This is a genomic window from uncultured Umboniibacter sp. (assembly GCF_947497555.1).
Lineage (GTDB): Bacteria > Pseudomonadota > Gammaproteobacteria > Pseudomonadales > DSM-25080 > Umboniibacter.
Genome location: NZ_CANMGY010000006.1, coordinates 182,649 through 197,271 on the forward strand (window position 1 = coordinate 182,649; position 14,623 = coordinate 197,271).

Annotated in this window: 16 protein-coding genes and 2 tRNA genes; 11 read left to right on the forward strand and 7 right to left on the reverse strand. The window is 48.5% G+C overall.

Annotated features, from left to right (window positions below; genetic code table 11):
* Window positions 1-108 precede the first annotated feature (108 nt).
* The 4 genes from glnA to ntrC all read left to right on the forward strand — a co-directional run bounded on the left by glnA (window position 109) and on the right by ntrC (window position 4,928).
* The gene (gene glnA, locus Q0698_RS08915) at window positions 109-1,515 is read left to right on the forward strand and encodes a glutamate--ammonia ligase (RefSeq protein WP_298635895.1); all 1,407 of its coding nucleotides are present in this window, start codon (window positions 109-111) and stop codon (window positions 1,513-1,515) included.
* A 156-nt stretch (window positions 1,516-1,671) separates the two neighbouring features.
* Complete coding sequence (locus tag Q0698_RS08920; RefSeq protein ID WP_298635897.1) at window positions 1,672-2,229, forward strand: DUF4124 domain-containing protein; 558 nt, start codon at window positions 1,672-1,674, stop codon at window positions 2,227-2,229.
* A 181-nt stretch (window positions 2,230-2,410) separates the two neighbouring features.
* Window positions 2,411-3,532, forward strand: coding sequence for a nitrogen regulation protein NR(II) (gene glnL / locus Q0698_RS08925; RefSeq protein WP_298635899.1), 1,122 nt, complete (start codon window positions 2,411-2,413; stop codon window positions 3,530-3,532).
* Complete coding sequence (gene ntrC / locus Q0698_RS08930) at window positions 3,525-4,928, forward strand: nitrogen regulation protein NR(I) (RefSeq protein WP_298635901.1); 1,404 nt, start codon at window positions 3,525-3,527, stop codon at window positions 4,926-4,928. Before glnL ends, ntrC begins: the two co-directional genes overlap by 8 nt.
* Window positions 4,929-4,994: 66 nt before the next feature.
* Here ntrC and secB read toward each other — a convergent pair whose 3' ends face one another.
* Together secB and Q0698_RS08940 are read right to left on the reverse strand one after the other, a co-directional pair.
* Window positions 4,995-5,510 carry a protein-export chaperone SecB gene (secB, locus tag Q0698_RS08935; protein ID WP_298635903.1) on the reverse strand — a complete coding sequence of 172 codons (516 nt, stop codon included), beginning with the start codon at window positions 5,508-5,510 and terminating at the stop codon, window positions 4,995-4,997.
* Between the two features lie 234 nt (window positions 5,511-5,744).
* Window positions 5,745-6,158 carry a rhodanese-like domain-containing protein gene (locus Q0698_RS08940; RefSeq protein WP_298635905.1) on the reverse strand — a complete coding sequence of 138 codons (414 nt, stop codon included), beginning with the start codon at window positions 6,156-6,158 and terminating at the stop codon, window positions 5,745-5,747.
* 184 nt (window positions 6,159-6,342) lie between these two features.
* Here Q0698_RS08940 and Q0698_RS08945 point away from each other — a divergent pair, with 184 nt between their 5' ends.
* From Q0698_RS08945 to Q0698_RS08955, 3 genes are all read left to right on the forward strand, one after another.
* Window positions 6,343-7,470: a peptidoglycan DD-metalloendopeptidase family protein gene (locus tag Q0698_RS08945; protein ID WP_298635907.1), complete on the forward strand. Its 1,128-nt coding sequence runs from the start codon at window positions 6,343-6,345 to the stop codon at window positions 7,468-7,470.
* Window positions 7,471-7,480: 10 nt separating this feature from the next.
* Window positions 7,481-8,806 carry a S41 family peptidase gene (locus tag Q0698_RS08950; RefSeq protein WP_298635909.1) on the forward strand — a complete coding sequence of 442 codons (1,326 nt, stop codon included), beginning with the start codon at window positions 7,481-7,483 and terminating at the stop codon, window positions 8,804-8,806.
* Window positions 8,807-9,057: 251 nt separating this feature from the next.
* Complete coding sequence (locus Q0698_RS08955) at window positions 9,058-9,255, forward strand: DUF6316 family protein (protein WP_298635911.1); 198 nt, start codon at window positions 9,058-9,060, stop codon at window positions 9,253-9,255.
* 7 nt (window positions 9,256-9,262) lie between these two features.
* Here the strand turns inward: Q0698_RS08955 and Q0698_RS08960 are convergent, their stop codons facing one another.
* The 5 genes from Q0698_RS08960 to hisB all read right to left on the reverse strand — a co-directional run bounded on the left by Q0698_RS08960 (window position 9,263) and on the right by hisB (window position 12,620).
* On the reverse strand, window positions 9,263-9,724 hold the full coding sequence (locus Q0698_RS08960; protein WP_298635912.1) for a hypothetical protein: 462 nt from the start codon (window positions 9,722-9,724) through the stop codon (window positions 9,263-9,265).
* Between the two features lie 161 nt (window positions 9,725-9,885).
* On the reverse strand, window positions 9,886-10,659 hold the full coding sequence (hisF, locus tag Q0698_RS08965) for an imidazole glycerol phosphate synthase subunit HisF (RefSeq protein WP_298635914.1): 774 nt from the start codon (window positions 10,657-10,659) through the stop codon (window positions 9,886-9,888).
* A complete protein-coding gene (gene hisA / locus Q0698_RS08970) occupies window positions 10,659-11,390 on the reverse strand; it encodes a 1-(5-phosphoribosyl)-5-[(5-phosphoribosylamino)methylideneamino]imidazole-4-carboxamide isomerase (RefSeq protein ID WP_298635916.1) in 732 nt (243 codons plus the stop codon). Before hisA ends, hisF begins: the two co-directional genes overlap by 1 nt.
* Window positions 11,391-12,023: an imidazole glycerol phosphate synthase subunit HisH gene (hisH, locus tag Q0698_RS08975; RefSeq protein WP_298635918.1), complete on the reverse strand. Its 633-nt coding sequence runs from the start codon at window positions 12,021-12,023 to the stop codon at window positions 11,391-11,393.
* A 6-nt stretch (window positions 12,024-12,029) separates the two neighbouring features.
* On the reverse strand, window positions 12,030-12,620 hold the full coding sequence (gene hisB, locus Q0698_RS08980) for an imidazoleglycerol-phosphate dehydratase HisB (RefSeq protein ID WP_298635919.1): 591 nt from the start codon (window positions 12,618-12,620) through the stop codon (window positions 12,030-12,032).
* A gap of 227 nt (window positions 12,621-12,847) precedes the next feature.
* Here hisB and mutY point away from each other — a divergent pair, with 227 nt between their 5' ends.
* The 4 genes from mutY (at window position 12,848) to Q0698_RS09000 (ending at window position 14,621) form a co-directional block, all read left to right on the forward strand.
* Window positions 12,848-13,924: an A/G-specific adenine glycosylase gene (gene mutY / locus Q0698_RS08985; RefSeq protein ID WP_366140317.1), complete on the forward strand. Its 1,077-nt coding sequence runs from the start codon at window positions 12,848-12,850 to the stop codon at window positions 13,922-13,924.
* Complete coding sequence (locus Q0698_RS08990; RefSeq protein WP_298635921.1) at window positions 13,921-14,193, forward strand: oxidative damage protection protein; 273 nt, start codon at window positions 13,921-13,923, stop codon at window positions 14,191-14,193. Before mutY ends, Q0698_RS08990 begins: the two co-directional genes overlap by 4 nt.
* 219 nt (window positions 14,194-14,412) lie before the next feature.
* A tRNA-Phe gene (locus Q0698_RS08995) sits at window positions 14,413-14,488 on the forward strand.
* A gap of 60 nt (window positions 14,489-14,548) precedes the next feature.
* Window positions 14,549-14,621: transfer RNA gene (locus Q0698_RS09000), tRNA-Phe, on the forward strand.
* The last annotated feature ends 2 nt before the right edge of the window (window positions 14,622-14,623 follow it).

Here is a 14,623-nt window from a genome sequence, read left to right on the forward strand (position 1 = left end):
CACACTAATTGCTTTAATGCGAAGCAACAATATGAAAATAAACCGAAAAGAAGGTGTATTAAGTTTATCCATTCACCTTAGCTCGCCTTTATCCATTTGGAGGAATTTATGGCAGATAACACTTTAGGTCTCATTAAAGAGCATGACGTAACTTGGATCGATCTTCGCTTTACGGATACGCACGGTAAAGAACAGCACGTATCAATCCCAGTAACTGAACTGGACGAAGACTTCTTCTCAGAAGGTAAAATGTTCGACGGCTCTTCAATTGCAGGCTGGAAAGGCATTAACGAATCAGACATGATCCTAATGCCTGACGATAGTTCTGCTGTAATGGACCCATTCACTGATGAGCCTACGCTGATCATCCGTTGTGACATCGTTGAGCCTAACACCGGACAGGGTTACGAGCGCGATCCACGTTCTGTTGCAAAGCGCGCTGAAGCTTACCTCGAGAGCACCGGCCTTGGCGACACAGCATACTTCGGCCCAGAGCCAGAGTTCTTCGTATTTGACGGCATCCGCTGGAACGACAGCATGAGCGGTTGTTTCTACGAGATTGAATCAGAAGAAGCGGCCTGGAACAGCGGCAAGAACTACGAAGGTGGCAACATGGGTCACCGTCCTGGCGTGAAAGGCGGTTACTTTCCAGTAGCTCCGGTTGATTCACTACACGACATCCGTGCAGCAATGTGTTCAGCAATGACCGCTATGGGCCTAGAAGTTGAAGTACACCACCACGAAGTTGGCACGGCTGGTCAGTGTGAAATCGGTATTCGCTTTAACACACTAGTCCGTAAGGCTGACGAAGTTCAGATGCTTAAGTACTGTGTTCACAACGTTGCTCATGCTTACGGTAAGACTGCTACTTTCATGCCTAAGCCAGTTGTCGGTGACAACGGTTCTGGTATGCACCTACACCAGTCATTCTCTAAAGACGGTGTTAACCAGTTCGCTGGTGACGAGTACGCTGGTCTTTCTGAGACTGCGCTTTACTACATTGGCGGTATCATTAAGCACGCTAAAGCGCTTAACGCTTTCGCTAACGCCTCAACGAACTCATACAAGCGTCTTGTACCGGGCTTCGAAGCACCTGTTATGCTTGCTTACTCAGCGCGTAACCGCTCTGCATCAATTCGTATCCCATTCGTACCTAGCCCTAAGGGCAAGCGCGTAGAAGTTCGTTTCGGTGACCCGACAGCTAACCCATATCTAATGTTCTCTGCCATGTTAATGGCAGGCCTTGACGGCATTAAGAACAAGATCCACCCTGGCGAAGCGGCTGACAAAGATCTTTACGACCTACCACCAGAAGAAGCGGCTGCTTACCCAACGGTTGCTGGCAGCTTCGACGAAGCGCTCGCTGCGCTTGACGCTGATCGTGAATTCTTGACCGCCGGTGGAGTATTCACCAACGACATGATCGATGCATTTATCGAGCTTAAGAATGAAGAAGTTACTCGCCTAGCGATGACTCCTCACCCTGTTGAGTTCGACATGTACTACTCAGTTTAATTCTACTGAGATCAAGAAAAACGAGGCCAAATGGCCTCGTTTTTTTTCGCCTGTGATAAAGCGCTCACCCAAAGTGAGTAGCAAATACTCGACATATGATGATTCTGGGCTCAAACTATACCAATAGTCCTACCACCACCTAAGGAAGATGAGCTCATGATTCGCGCATGGTACCTGCTACTTATTGTCACTTTCTGCACTGTATCTGTCGCCACAGCGTCTGCAGACGTTTACAAGTACCGAGATGCCAATGGCAACGTTGTGTACTCCGATACTCCCGTGGAAGGCGCTGAACGAGTAGATGTTGTGGTTCACAATCCAGCTACACCTGGCGAATCAACCACTGCCATTGACAGCCCAACTAACGATCCACATGGTAGCCCCAGCGATGAACCTGTTGCCTACAATTTAGCAATTACGAGTCCCGCGCATGACTCCACCGTCCCAATGGGCCAGGAAACACTCTCGGTTAATTTAGCCTTAACGCCAAGCGCACCAGTTGATACTACGTACCGACTTCTCGCTAACGGCACGCCGATCGCCCAGGGAAATCAAACTAATTTTGTGCTTGAACAACTCTATCGTGGCGAATTAGTGCTAACCGCCGAAGCCATTGATACCGAAGGCAATGTTCTCGCCACCGCGATTGCGGTAACGGTTCACGTAAAGCGAGCCAGCCGTCGTATCACCACGCTTCCAACTAACGGCATGTAGACCTTGCTGTTTCTTCAGAGGTATTCGTTTAGTAACCTCAACCTTCCCCCAAGGAAACCTCTTCGCGGCTAAGTCCTCTAATTTGATTACTCTAGATGCTTTACGCACCAAATTGGTGCATAATGTTGACTTAGTACCTTCTGCAGCCGCCTAAACACCGCCGTTAAAATGTGCACGGTTCTTGCTTGAGTACAGTTATCTTTTCTTAGAGGCCGACGTTGTGATTCAGCAGCAGTCTAATTTTTACAGACATTTAGTTGAGAATCTGAATGTTGCCGTCATTATTTTAGATGACGAACTCAACATAAAGTTTCTTAACCCAGCTGCCGAAATGCTGATTGGATTGGCGAACACTCGCATTGATAATATAGCCCTCCCGCTAGTAATCGAAAGCTCCATTCCTTTAGAAAGGCAGCTCGGCACCTCAGTTAATAGTCTTCAGGTCATTTCTCAACGGGCCGCTGAATGGTCGCTTCTTATGACTGGCGATTCATGTGTCGTGGACTACACCATTACACCGCTAAGTAACGGCTCGAGTACCGAGCTGCTTATAGAAGTCGAAAAGATTGATCGTTGGCTGAAGATCTCCAAAGAAGAGGCCATGCAGGCAGCCCATGCTACGAGCCGCTCCATCATTCGAGGTATGGCCCATGAAATTAAAAACCCCTTGGGTGGAATCATCGGTGCCGCGCAACTCCTTGAACGACGCTACGATGACACTGATCTGCATGAGTACTCCAATATTATTATTGAGGAAGCAAATCGACTAAGGAATCTTGTTGATAGGATGCTCGGTCCCCGCCGTCCGCCGGAGTTTGAATTGCTTAACTTACATGAGTTATTAGAGCGCACTCTCGGAATAATTAGCTCCGAGCACGAGGATAAGCTTCAGATTACTCGCGATTATGATCCAAGTATCCCAGACATCTCCGTTGATAAGGAGCAATTAATTCAAGCGCTGCTCAATTTATTGGGAAATGCTGCAGAGGCAATGATTAGTGCTAAGACCCCCGAAGCCGAAATTAAACTTAAGACTCGAGTTATTAAACGTCACCGCATAGATTCAAAGCATGCGCAAATGATGGTCTGCATCGATATCTCTGACTGCGGCCCTGGCGTGCCGGAGGCACTGAAGGAAACGCTCTTCTTCCCAATGGTAAGTGGCTCGGCTCAGGGCAGCGGACTTGGTTTGTCCATTACCCAATCAATTATTCACCAGCATAACGGAACGATCGAATACCGTAGCGTTCCTGGCGACACCCACTTTCTAATTTACCTACCGCTTGAGGATGATCATGTCTAAAGAAACCGTTTGGATCGTTGATGACGACAAATCAATTCGCTGGGTACTTGAGAAATCACTTAGTGCAGCCGACATTAGCACCAAGAGCTTCGCTAGTGCCGACGATGCGCTCAACGCTCTAGATAGCTCGCTTCCGGCCGTGATTATTTCCGATATCCGTATGCCTGGCACCGATGGCTTAGGACTCTTGGGGCTCGTTAACGAGCATCATCCAAATATTCCAGTAATCATTATGACCGCCCACTCGGACCTTGATTCGGCTGTCTCGTCCTACGAGGGCGGTGCCTTTGATTACTTACCTAAACCCTTCGACCTAGATGAATCCGTAGCGATGGTCAAACGCGCCCTCTCGGTGGCGAAGGAACATCAACAGACGAGCTCTACAAACGAATCCGCAGCAGCCAAGGAAATCATCGGTGAAGCACCGGCAATGCAGGAGGTATTTCGCGCTATCGGTCGACTGGCGAAATCGAATATTACTGTGCTCATCAACGGCGAATCGGGCACTGGCAAAGAATTAGTGGCGAAAGCCTTACATCGACATTCACCTCGTCGCGAGGCGCCATTCATTGCACTTAATATGGCCGCTATTCCACACGATCTGATTGAATCAGAGCTTTTCGGCCATGAAAAAGGTGCGTTCACGGGAGCTCAGAGCCAGCGTAAGGGTCGCTTTGAACAGGCTAATGGCGGCACCCTATTTCTCGACGAAATTGGCGATATGCCGGCCGATACACAAACTCGCTTGCTAAGGGTTTTAGCCGATGGCGAGTTTTACCGCGTGGGGGGCCACCAGCCTGTCAACGTAGATGTCCGCATTATTGCCGCCACTCATCAGGACTTAGAAAAATTGGTGATTGAAAATCAATTTCGCGAGGATTTATTCCATCGCCTCAATGTTATCCGCGTCCACATCCCTAAGCTGTCAGATCGAGCGAGTGATATCCCTGCACTTGCCGATCACTTTCTCCAACAGGCGTCGCAGGAACTGCAGACGGAGTGCAAAGCTTTACTCCCTGAAACCGCTGCATTTCTGGAGCAACTTCCGTGGAGTGGAAATGTAAGACAGCTTGAGAATACCTGTCGATGGATTACGGTGATGGCACCTGGAAGAGAGGTACACTTAAATGACCTTCCTCCTGAGCTCACTGGTCAAGACACCTTACCTAAGGTGGTAACGGGTGGTCAGCAGTGGCAAGACTTACTGACTGCTGCAATTCGGAAAGATCTAGGAGAAGGAAAACGTCAGCTATCCAAAGTCTATGTCAGCGCGGTAGAGAAAGCGTTAATTGACCAAGCACTTGTGGCTACCGATGGGAGAAAAGTTGAAGCTGCTGAGCTTATTGGGTGGGGACGTAATACCCTGACACGTAAACTCGCCGAGCTGCGTTCATAACCCTTAGCAGCCTATATGGATAAAAAAAGCCCAGCAATGCTGGGCTTTTTTAGTTAGCAATAAGAGTTATTGCTCTGGAGCGGCTTGCGCTTCGGCCTGAGCCTGGGCTGCTCTCTGCGCCACTGCCTGCTGGAACAGACCATCAAAGTTAATTGGCGGCAACTGTACGGGCGGGAACGAACCGCGAACCGCCATACTATCAATAGCTTCACGGGCGTACGGGAACAAAATGTTCGGGCATACCGCACCCAATGTCTGCGCCAGCTGAACACCTTCTAAGCCATCAATGAAGAAGATACCTGCCTGTTTGATTTCGATCAGGAATACCGTCTCGTCGTCAAGCTCTGCAGTCACTGTCAAGGTCAACACAACTTCGTGATTCTTCTCATCAAGCTTAGTCGACGCGGTGTTGATGTCCTGCTTGATAGCGGGTTGCCACTGCTTTTTAAACGCCTCAGCGCCCTGCGGGGCTTCAAAGGAAATGTCTTTGACGTAAATACGCTGCATAACGAACTGCTGCTGAGGTGCTTCTGATCCAGTAGCTTCTGGGTTTACCGCTACTGTGTTCTCATTGTCTGCCATGATAATTACCTAACTCTCTTAAATTCGACTCATGTCGATTATTGTATTTATCCACCAATGGGTGAGTCTACGATTGGGGCAAGTCACTTTAATTTAAATAAGTCACTTCGCTTCCTAGAGGTCCCTACTCGAATCGAGCGCTACTTTTCCAGCTGCCAATCTTCAGGCTTAACGTTGCGGGAAAGCAATTTTTCCATTCTCTATTAAAAGATATGGGGGCACCTTAATTCAGTTTCAACCCTTTACTAGCGGTAAATTCGAATTTTTCCATTCTGCGATACCGCCATTAAGTCGAAATACCTCAAAGCCTGCTTTTTTCATCTTGTTACCGATACTACCAGTGTGTTGGCCCATCTTATCGACTAAGATAATTGGCTTGTCTTTGTCCGACTCTAACTCCGACATTTTCGCGTCAAATTGACTAAAGGTGATATGTTTGGAATCAACGATAAAGCCCGCTTTACGCTCCTTCTTGTCTCGCAAGTCCACAACAACCGCATCGCGCGAATTAACCAGAGTAGTGAGTTGGTGATGATTAATCAGCGTTCCACCGCGGTTACGCTCGTTCATTGCAAACAGATATATCAACACCATCAAGGCACTGACCAGCATCCACTGCTGACTAATGAAGATAAAAAAATGATCCACGTGAATAACACTCCAAACTATCGAAAAGGCTGTAGCGCCAACTTTAAGGCGCTACTTATCTAGAACACGCACTATAACGGGCAGCGGAGAAGTATTCAATGCAAGGATTTGTTTCCCTTGGGCACTGACAAAGCAGCGCAGAGTGCGGTACATTAAGGTATCTTAATAAAAGCTCAATCCAACTATGCGATCATTGATATTCCTTGTCTGCTTAAGCGTACTCGGCGCTTCATCTAATTGGGCGGATTCCGACGATGAGCAGGCCGAATTGGCCGAACTAGACCGTCATATAACACAACTTCAAGAAGCACTCCAAGCTGATCGAGGTTCTCTCGGTGAACTTGAATTAAAGCTCGCTGAAGACGAGCGAGCCGTCAGCCGTTTAGCGGTTCAGCTACGTAGCCTTTCGGCTAGTCTCAATAGTGCCCAACAAGCGCTAGATGAAATCCTCGATACTCAAAGGACTGCTCAGGAGCGACTTCGCCAAACCGAGCTCGAAATGGCGAGTATCTTCCAACAGGCTTGGCGTAATCGAAATAGTAACGGCCTTGCTGCACTCTTATCCGCCGACCCGGCCGCACAACAACGTCAAGTAACTCATTTCGAAATCCTCAATGCGGCGCAGCAAGAAGCGTTTTTAAGCTATCAAAACGAATTGACGGAGTTACAGGAGATTGAACGCCAGCGAATTCGAAATTTATCCGAGGTCAGCCAACGTAGAAGCGAAGCCACTAATGGCTTGACGGAACTCAGAGTGGGTCAAGCTCAACGCGAGCGAAGCCGTGCTGAACTCGCGCAGAGAATATCCGCTTCAGGCACTCAACTAGAACAGTTAAGCGCAGAGCGAGCTCAACTTGAGCAGGTAGTCCGAGAGCTCTCGCGAGCGATCGCATCGTTACAGCCACCTGCCTCGCGTATTCCATTTGCTGAATTACAGGGCAAACTGCCCAACCCCGTTGCCGGTAGTGTGATCGATCGTTTCGGTCAAACCCGCCAAGGCTCTATCAAATGGCAGGGACATAGATTTTTAGCCCGTATGGGAGATGACGTTTCCGCAGTGGCCTATGGCCGAGTTGTCTACGCTAATTGGTTAAGTGGGCAGGGGCTCCTCATCGCGCTCGATCATGGCGATGGCTACCTTACCCTGTATGCGCATAATCAAAGTCTATTGCGTTCCGTTGGCGAATGGGTAGAAGCTGGCGAAATCATAGCTACTATTGGTAATAGTGGCGGCTTAGATGAAACCGCGCTCTACTTTGAGATCAGACACAATGGTAAAGCCATTAACCCACAAAGGTGGCTTTCAAACTAGGAATTTCACTATGAATCGCATGATCACCGTCTTACTTGCGCTCCTCGCCTGTCAAACCGTTCTCGCCGAGGAACCCTCAACCGATATGCTTGCCGAGGGAGAAGTAGCAGCCGAATTTCCCATGGAAGAACTGAGAAGGTTCACGGCAATATACGAGCAAATAAGGGTTAATTACGTCAGCGAACTCGACGACAAAACCATGCTGGAGAATGCCATTAAGGGACTACTTAGTAATCTCGACCCTCATTCTAGCTATTTAGACGCCGATGATTTCGTGGACCTGCGCAATAGCTCGGAAGGTGGCTACGGAGGTATTGGCGTAGAGATTGTAGGCGAAGGGTCCGGTGTTCGAGTCATCACTCCCATCGACGAGACCCCTGCCGATAAGGCCGGCATTCAGGCAGGCGATTTAATTGTCCAGATAAATGATGAAACGGTTCGCGAACTTGGGGTTGAGGAAGCTATTGATGCACTGAGTGGCGAACCGGGCTCCACGGTCACACTACAGATTATTCGTGAGGGCTCGGATGGCCTAGTGGAGGTGACTATCGAGCGAGCACGGATTAGCGTGCCTAGTGTTAGACATCAGGTTTTCCGAGATAACATTGGCTACATCCGTGTCAGTCAATTTCAAGAAGATTCGGGGAGCGAAGTCAACGCGGCGATTACTTCACTTTTGGAAGAGTCGGTAGCCGGAGTCATCTTAGATCTTCGTAATAACCCCGGTGGCGTTGTTAACGCCGCAAGGGATATGGCCGATCTTTTTCTTCCTCCAAGTCTAATCGTTTATACCGAAGGTCAGATGACGGAAAACCAACTTCGTTTAGAAGGCTCAACGCCAGATCAGATTGACGGGCGACCTTTAATTATCCTCATTAATGAGGGTTCGGCCTCGGCGTCGGAGATTGTCGCCGGTGCATTACAGGATTATAACCGTGCATTATTAGTGGGCACTCGCAGCTTCGGCAAAGGCTCAATGCAAACGGTGGTGCCAATCAGTGAAACCACCGCCGTTAAACTCACTACCGCACTCTTCTTTACGCCGAAGGGACGCTCTATCCAAGCTTATGGAATCCTGCCAGACGTTGTCGTTGAGCGCGCCCGAGTGGAAGCCGTACAACCTCGAAACCTCTGGCCATCTGAGGCAGATCTTAGTGGCCATCTAGCAAATGGTGAGGGGCAAGAGGACTACGGAGAGCGAGAACGATTGAATGATTCAACAACTGAGACCGCTACCTCACTATTCAAACAGGACAACCAACTGTTCAGCGCGCTGAATATCATGCAGGGAATGATAATAAATTCTGCGGCGAGCCTACCGCCAACAGAGGGTTAGGACCACTGTGGTCGGGACAGTGCACTCGCTTCATCGCGCAGTGCCTAGTTCCGAAGACCTGCAGAAAGTCTTCACAGCTTTCTAAGCTTGGGGTAGCATTTAAAAAAAAAAACGTTTCACCACGCGAGTAAATCAAAAATGTTTACTTTTGTGACGCGCTTCACAATTTAAAACAAGTCAACTGACTACACTTTGCGTAACACAGACATCTATCACGCATGAAGTGTGATCTTAAGATAGAGGGATTTGTAATGTCTAAATTGGTAGCGGTACCTAGTCGCTTTTACGTCCAGGACGATTTCTGGTTCTTCCGCACTCGCGAAGATGTAAACATCGGCCCGTTCGATAGCTTTGAAGCAGCTCGCGAAGGCCTTGATGATTACTTGAGTTTTGCTGCGACCAGCCCCAAACAGTTTTCGAAGTGGTTTGGCCCTGGCCGAGCGGCGTAACGCTTAATCACAACAGCTTAATATCGTTGCGGTCGTCCATGGCTGAAATGACCGCGGCAATATCTCGTTCCTCAATGTCGACTCCTACCACCTCATACCCTTTGGTCAGTGCAGAGCTCAATCGCTGAACGGTCTGAAATGACTTCTGTACTCCGATGAAGGACCCTTCCCAAGTTGCTAAGCCAATAATTAACACCGCTATCGGAATAAAGAAACCCCACCCTACCGTAGCTAGGAAGGCACTGGGGAGAATTGCATAGAGCAATGCACTAAGTATCAAACCAACAGCTAAGCCTGCAAAACCGTAACGGAACCAGTAGCTGTGAAGAAAGCTGTTGAGCGACGCTTGAGGGTTGTTCGGTGTTCGGTAGAGTTCTATCTGATTATCGTCAAAGCCTAGCGCACGTAGCTTGCGATTAGCCCACAATATTGAATCGTCATTCTGGGAAACAAAATATAGCTGAGTCATAGGTTCACCTCCGAACCTACAGCATGGTAGAAAATCGTATAATTGTTATACAGATATGCCACTACAACAACTAATGATCCAAACGCTAAAAGTCGGCGTAGTGGCACGCTGTTACAAGTGAGGGATCCTAGATAGATTACTGTAAGTATTCCCAACAGCAATTAGAGGCGAACTTCGATACCTGCGTCCGCTAACGCTCGTTTCGCCTCTTCAATTCGATAGTCGCCAAAATGGAAGATACTCGCGGCAAGCACCGCATCGGAACCGCCCTCAAGAACGCCATCCACTAAATGCTGAAGACTACCTACACCTCCCGATGCAATGGTCGGCACGTTCACACGTGAGTTAATGGCCTTCATCAATGGCAGATCGAACCCATCTCGAGTGCCATCTCTATCCATACTGGTAACGAGTAGCTCACCCGCTCCTCGTTCAGCCATATGCTCTGCCCACCATAGCGCGTCAATTCCGGTAGCTTTGCGGCCGCCATGGGTAAAGATCTCCCACTTCAATTGACCATCTGGGCTAGGCACTCGTTTCGCATCAATCGCAACGACAATACACTGGACACCATATTTCGCCGACGCATTATCTACCAAGTCGGGATTTTTTATGGCGGCGGAATTGATACTCACTTTATCGGCTCCGCTATTAAGCAAGCGGCGAATATCTTCAACGGTTCGAACCCCACCACCCACAGTCAACGGAATAAATACTTCGCCGGCAATCGTTTCCACGGTTTTATAGGTGGTATCGCGCGCTTCATGGGTAGCGGTAATGTCCAAAAAGGTGATTTCATCGGCACCCTCTTCGTTATAACGTCGTGCGATTTCAATAGGGCAACCCGCATCGCGGATGCCTACGAAGTTTACGCCCTTTACTACTCGGCCGTTCTCAACATCTAAACAGGGAATAATTCGTTTAGCTAGCGCCATTATTTGAACTCATCACAGAGCTTCTGAGCAGCACGGAGATTCAACTTATCTTCGTAAATTGCTCGCCCTGAAATAGCGCCCACAATGCCGCTGTGATTGCGATTCAGAATAGCTTGGATATCGTCGATATGACTTACGCCGCCTGAGGCGATAACAGGAATACCCACATCGGCCATAGCAGCCGTCTGTTCGATATTGACACCCTGCATCATTCCATCTCTTGCGATATCCGTATAGACAATTGAATCAACGCCATCATCTCGGAATCTTTTAGCGAGATCCGTTGCCTTCACGTTGGAAGTCTTCGCCCAGCCGTCCGTTGCCACCCAGCCGTCCTTTGCATCCAAGCCAACAATTATGTGACCGGCAAACTCTTTACAGGCTTGAGTAACGAAATCGGGATCTACCACGGCTTGCGTGCCAATGATGGCGTAGCTAACGCCGGCTTTTAAATAGGCTTCAATTGTCTTTAAGTCGCGAATACCACCGCCAATCTGAATCGGTAACTTTGGGTAAGCACTAGCGATGGAGGTAATTGCGTCATGGTTAACCGGCTTACCTTCAAAGGCGCCATTTAAGTCCACCAAGTGCAGTCTGCGACAACCTTCGTCCACCCATCGTGTCGCCGTTGCCAACGGATCATCTGAAAATACGGTCGCATCTTCCATTCGTCCCTGAAGTAGACGAACACAGGCGCCGTCCTTCAAATCAATTGCGGGGATAACTAACACTTAAACACTCCAATTTACAAAATTACTTAATAGCTTGAGGCCATCTGAACCACTTTTTTCAGGATGAAATTGGGCAGCAAACACATTGTCCGTCGCTACTGCCACATCACACACCTCGCCATATTCGGTCTGCCCAACCACTAAGTTTTGATCCTGCGCATGAACAAAATAACTATGAACAAAGTAGAATCTAGCCAAGTCATCAATACCGTCCCATAGAGGGTGTGGCATCTGCTTAACCTTATTCCAACCCATGTGAGGAACCTTTAGTCCGGCTTCGCTCACGGATGGGTAGCGGTCGAAAAAGTTAACCGAACCATCCAAGAGCCCTAGACAATCAACGCCACCGCTCTCATCTGAGTGATTGAATAGCGCTTGCATCCCCACGCAGATAGCTAGAATTGGCTTATTCTTCCATGCAGAGCCGAGTATTTTGTCTACGCCGTGATGTTTAATGGCCGCCATACAGTCGCCGATTGCCCCCACACCAGGGAAGACAATTCGATCCGCCGAACTAATTAACGCACTATCGTGAGTTACTATGACTTCATCATTCGGAGCCACCGCGCTCAAGGCCTTTGCCGCAGAGTGTAAGTTGCCCATTCCATAGTCAATGACTGCAATTCGTTGCATAGCTATTTACAAAGCACCTTTGGTAGAGGGAAGTTGACCTGCCTGACGTGCATCGGCGGTCAGAGCCATTCTCAAGGCTTTACCAAACGCTTTAAAAATACTTTCTACCTGGTGATGGGCGTTTTTGCCTTTGAGGTTATCAATGTGCAGCGTTACGTTAGCGTGGTTCACGAAGCCCTGAAAGAACTCCCAAACTAATTGCGTATCAAAGCGGCCAATAGCACCTCGGGTGAATTCGGCATTCAAAAACAATCCTGGACGTCCGGAAAAATCGATAACGACACGTGATAATGACTCGTCCAAGGGAACATAGCTGTGACCAAAGCGAGTAATACCCACTTTATTTCCGACTGCTTCTGACAGTGCTTGACCCAGCGTAATACCGGTGTCTTCAACCGAGTGATGATCATCTATATAGGTATCACCTACCGTCTTTACTCGCAGGTCAAACAAACCGTGGCGAGCTATTTGATCTAACATGTGGTCTAGGAAAGGCACGCCGGTGTCTAAATCGGCTTGGCCAGTTCCATCAATATTGAGTTCAACTTCAATCTGAGTTTCTTTCGTATTACGCGTAACCGTTGCGCTGCGCTGCATGAGTCATCTCCCGTGTCGACTGAGCAATTATAACCTATGCATCAGTTTGAAGTAGTCAAATGTATTGTAATTAGTATGCCTCAATTGTATGTACAATCGAGTAACAAATTGGCCCGAGCTTTGTTCGCCGTCAGCACCTAAAAAGATCACCTTAATGAAAAACTTTTTAAAGTTTTTCGTTGCCTCTGTTAGGCTCGTTCACTCAATTAATAATTCAGCGCAAACATATGTCAACAGTAATCTCTAGCGAGCAGGCAAACAGCTTCTCCCGTTCCGTTTTGTCGTGGTATGACGAGGTGGGTCGCAAAGACCTCCCGTGGCAACAAAATAAAACCGCCTATCGGGTCTGGCTCTCTGAGATCATGCTACAGCAGACGCAGGTGAAAACTGTTATCCCCTACTACCTCAAGTTCCTAGCAGAGTTTCCTACCGTGGAAGAACTCGCTGCCGCCCCCATTGATCACGTTCTTCACCTCTGGAGTGGTCTGGGTTACTACGCTCGCGCTAGGAATCTGCACCGCTGTGCTGAATTAGTGTGTAGCCAACACCAAGGCGAATTTCCTATTGGTGTTGAAGCGCTAAGCGAACTTCCCGGAATTGGTCGTTCTACCGCAGGTGCCATTGCGAGTATTGCCCAAGGCCAGCATGCAGCGATTTTGGATGGCAACGTCAAACGTGTTTTGTGTCGAGTATTCGCGGTTGAAGGACATCCTAGTATCAGGGCAACTGAAAAGTTACTTTGGTCACTTGCCGAAGCAACCACGCCAAAGACTCGCTGCAACGATTATACCCAGGCCATTATGGACTTAGGCGCAACCACCTGTTCACGCTCGAAGCCGGACTGCGATACCTGCCCCGTTAAAGACCATTGCCTTGCTCGCCAGCAGCTCAGGCAAACGGACTATCCGAATAAAAAAGTTAAGAAACAATCACCCACACGGGAAACCTACCCGGTGCTCTTCCAACGTCAGGATGGCGCTATTTGGCTAGAAAAGCGCCCATCCACTGGAATATGGGGAGGGCTTCATTGCTTCCCGGAAATTAGCCATCCCGATGAGCTTGAATCCCTTCCCTTTGGCAGCTCAGCGAAGCTCAACGCAACCGAGCTTGCCAGTATCGAGCACATTTTCAGTCATTTTAAGTTGCTCATGAAGCCACTGCTAGTGAGTATCCACGAGCCCCAGCAAGTAGCTGAAAGTAGCGGGGTTTGGTATGATCCAGCTTTTCCTGCACAAGTAGGTATCGCTCGCCCTGTGGAGCGAATTCTCAGCACGCTGTTAGCGGAGGCTCCGATAAGCAAATGAGTAGACTAATACACTGCCAAAAATTACAACGTGAATTGCCCGGATTAGTTAGACCGCCGATGCCTGGTGCACTAGGTAAAGAGCTTTACGAGACAATCTCTCAGGAAGCTTGGGATGGCTGGCTTCAGCATCAGACTCGATTAATCAATGAAAAGCGTCTTAACCTAATGGATAAAGAACATCGGGGCTACCTCACAGAGCAACTTAAAGCCTATATGCGCGGTGACAATTACGATCAGGCTGATGGCTATATTCCCGAAGAAAGCTAATGCAAGGCGCTGTGAAACCTAGGTGACGTACCGAATCCTTAGAAATTATTAGCTATCTCTGAACTGGACAATACTTCATCATTAAAGACGCTATTGACTAGACAATCCTAAATTCACGGTCTACAGACGGCTAACAGATTGAATTAGATGATTTTTTTTGAAAAAATAGGTTGACGATAAAGGCTAAAATTCGTTTAATACGCCCCGTTGTTAATGATTGCCCAGATAGCTCAGTCGGTAGAGCAGCGGATTGAAAATCCGCGTGTCGGTGGTTCGATTCCGCCTCTGGGCACCACTTCATATATTCGCTTCTTTTCCTAGCATTAGCGTCGAATTTACAACTCAGTTACACCTTGCCCAGATAGCTCAGTCGGTAGAGCAGCGGATTGAAAATCCGCGTGTCGGTGGTTCGATTCCGCCTCTGGGCACC

What these genes read in the sequence shown, in the direction of transcription:
- Q0698_RS08990 (WP_298635921.1), top strand. Translation starts at nt 13,921, where the DNA reads ATGAGTAGACTAATACACTGCCAAAAATTACAACGTGAATTGCCCGGA.
- hisB (WP_298635919.1), bottom strand. Translation starts at nt 12,620, where the DNA reads ATGCAGCGCAGCGCAACGGTTACGCGTAATACGAAAGAAACTCAGATT.
- Q0698_RS08950 (WP_298635909.1), top strand. Translation starts at nt 7,481, where the DNA reads ATGAATCGCATGATCACCGTCTTACTTGCGCTCCTCGCCTGTCAAACC.
- secB (WP_298635903.1), bottom strand. Translation starts at nt 5,510, where the DNA reads ATGGCAGACAATGAGAACACAGTAGCGGTAAACCCAGAAGCTACTGGA.
- Q0698_RS08955 (WP_298635911.1), top strand. Translation starts at nt 9,058, where the DNA reads ATGTCTAAATTGGTAGCGGTACCTAGTCGCTTTTACGTCCAGGACGAT.
- hisF (WP_298635914.1), bottom strand. Translation starts at nt 10,659, where the DNA reads ATGGCGCTAGCTAAACGAATTATTCCCTGTTTAGATGTTGAGAACGGC.
- mutY (WP_366140317.1), top strand. Translation starts at nt 12,848, where the DNA reads ATGTCAACAGTAATCTCTAGCGAGCAGGCAAACAGCTTCTCCCGTTCC.
- ntrC (WP_298635901.1), top strand. Translation starts at nt 3,525, where the DNA reads ATGTCTAAAGAAACCGTTTGGATCGTTGATGACGACAAATCAATTCGC.
- hisH (WP_298635918.1), bottom strand. Translation starts at nt 12,023, where the DNA reads ATGCAACGAATTGCAGTCATTGACTATGGAATGGGCAACTTACACTCT.
- Q0698_RS08960 (WP_298635912.1), bottom strand. Translation starts at nt 9,724, where the DNA reads ATGACTCAGCTATATTTTGTTTCCCAGAATGACGATTCAATATTGTGG.
- glnA (WP_298635895.1), top strand. Translation starts at nt 109, where the DNA reads ATGGCAGATAACACTTTAGGTCTCATTAAAGAGCATGACGTAACTTGG.
- Q0698_RS08945 (WP_298635907.1), top strand. Translation starts at nt 6,343, where the DNA reads ATGCGATCATTGATATTCCTTGTCTGCTTAAGCGTACTCGGCGCTTCA.
- Q0698_RS08920 (WP_298635897.1), top strand. Translation starts at nt 1,672, where the DNA reads ATGATTCGCGCATGGTACCTGCTACTTATTGTCACTTTCTGCACTGTA.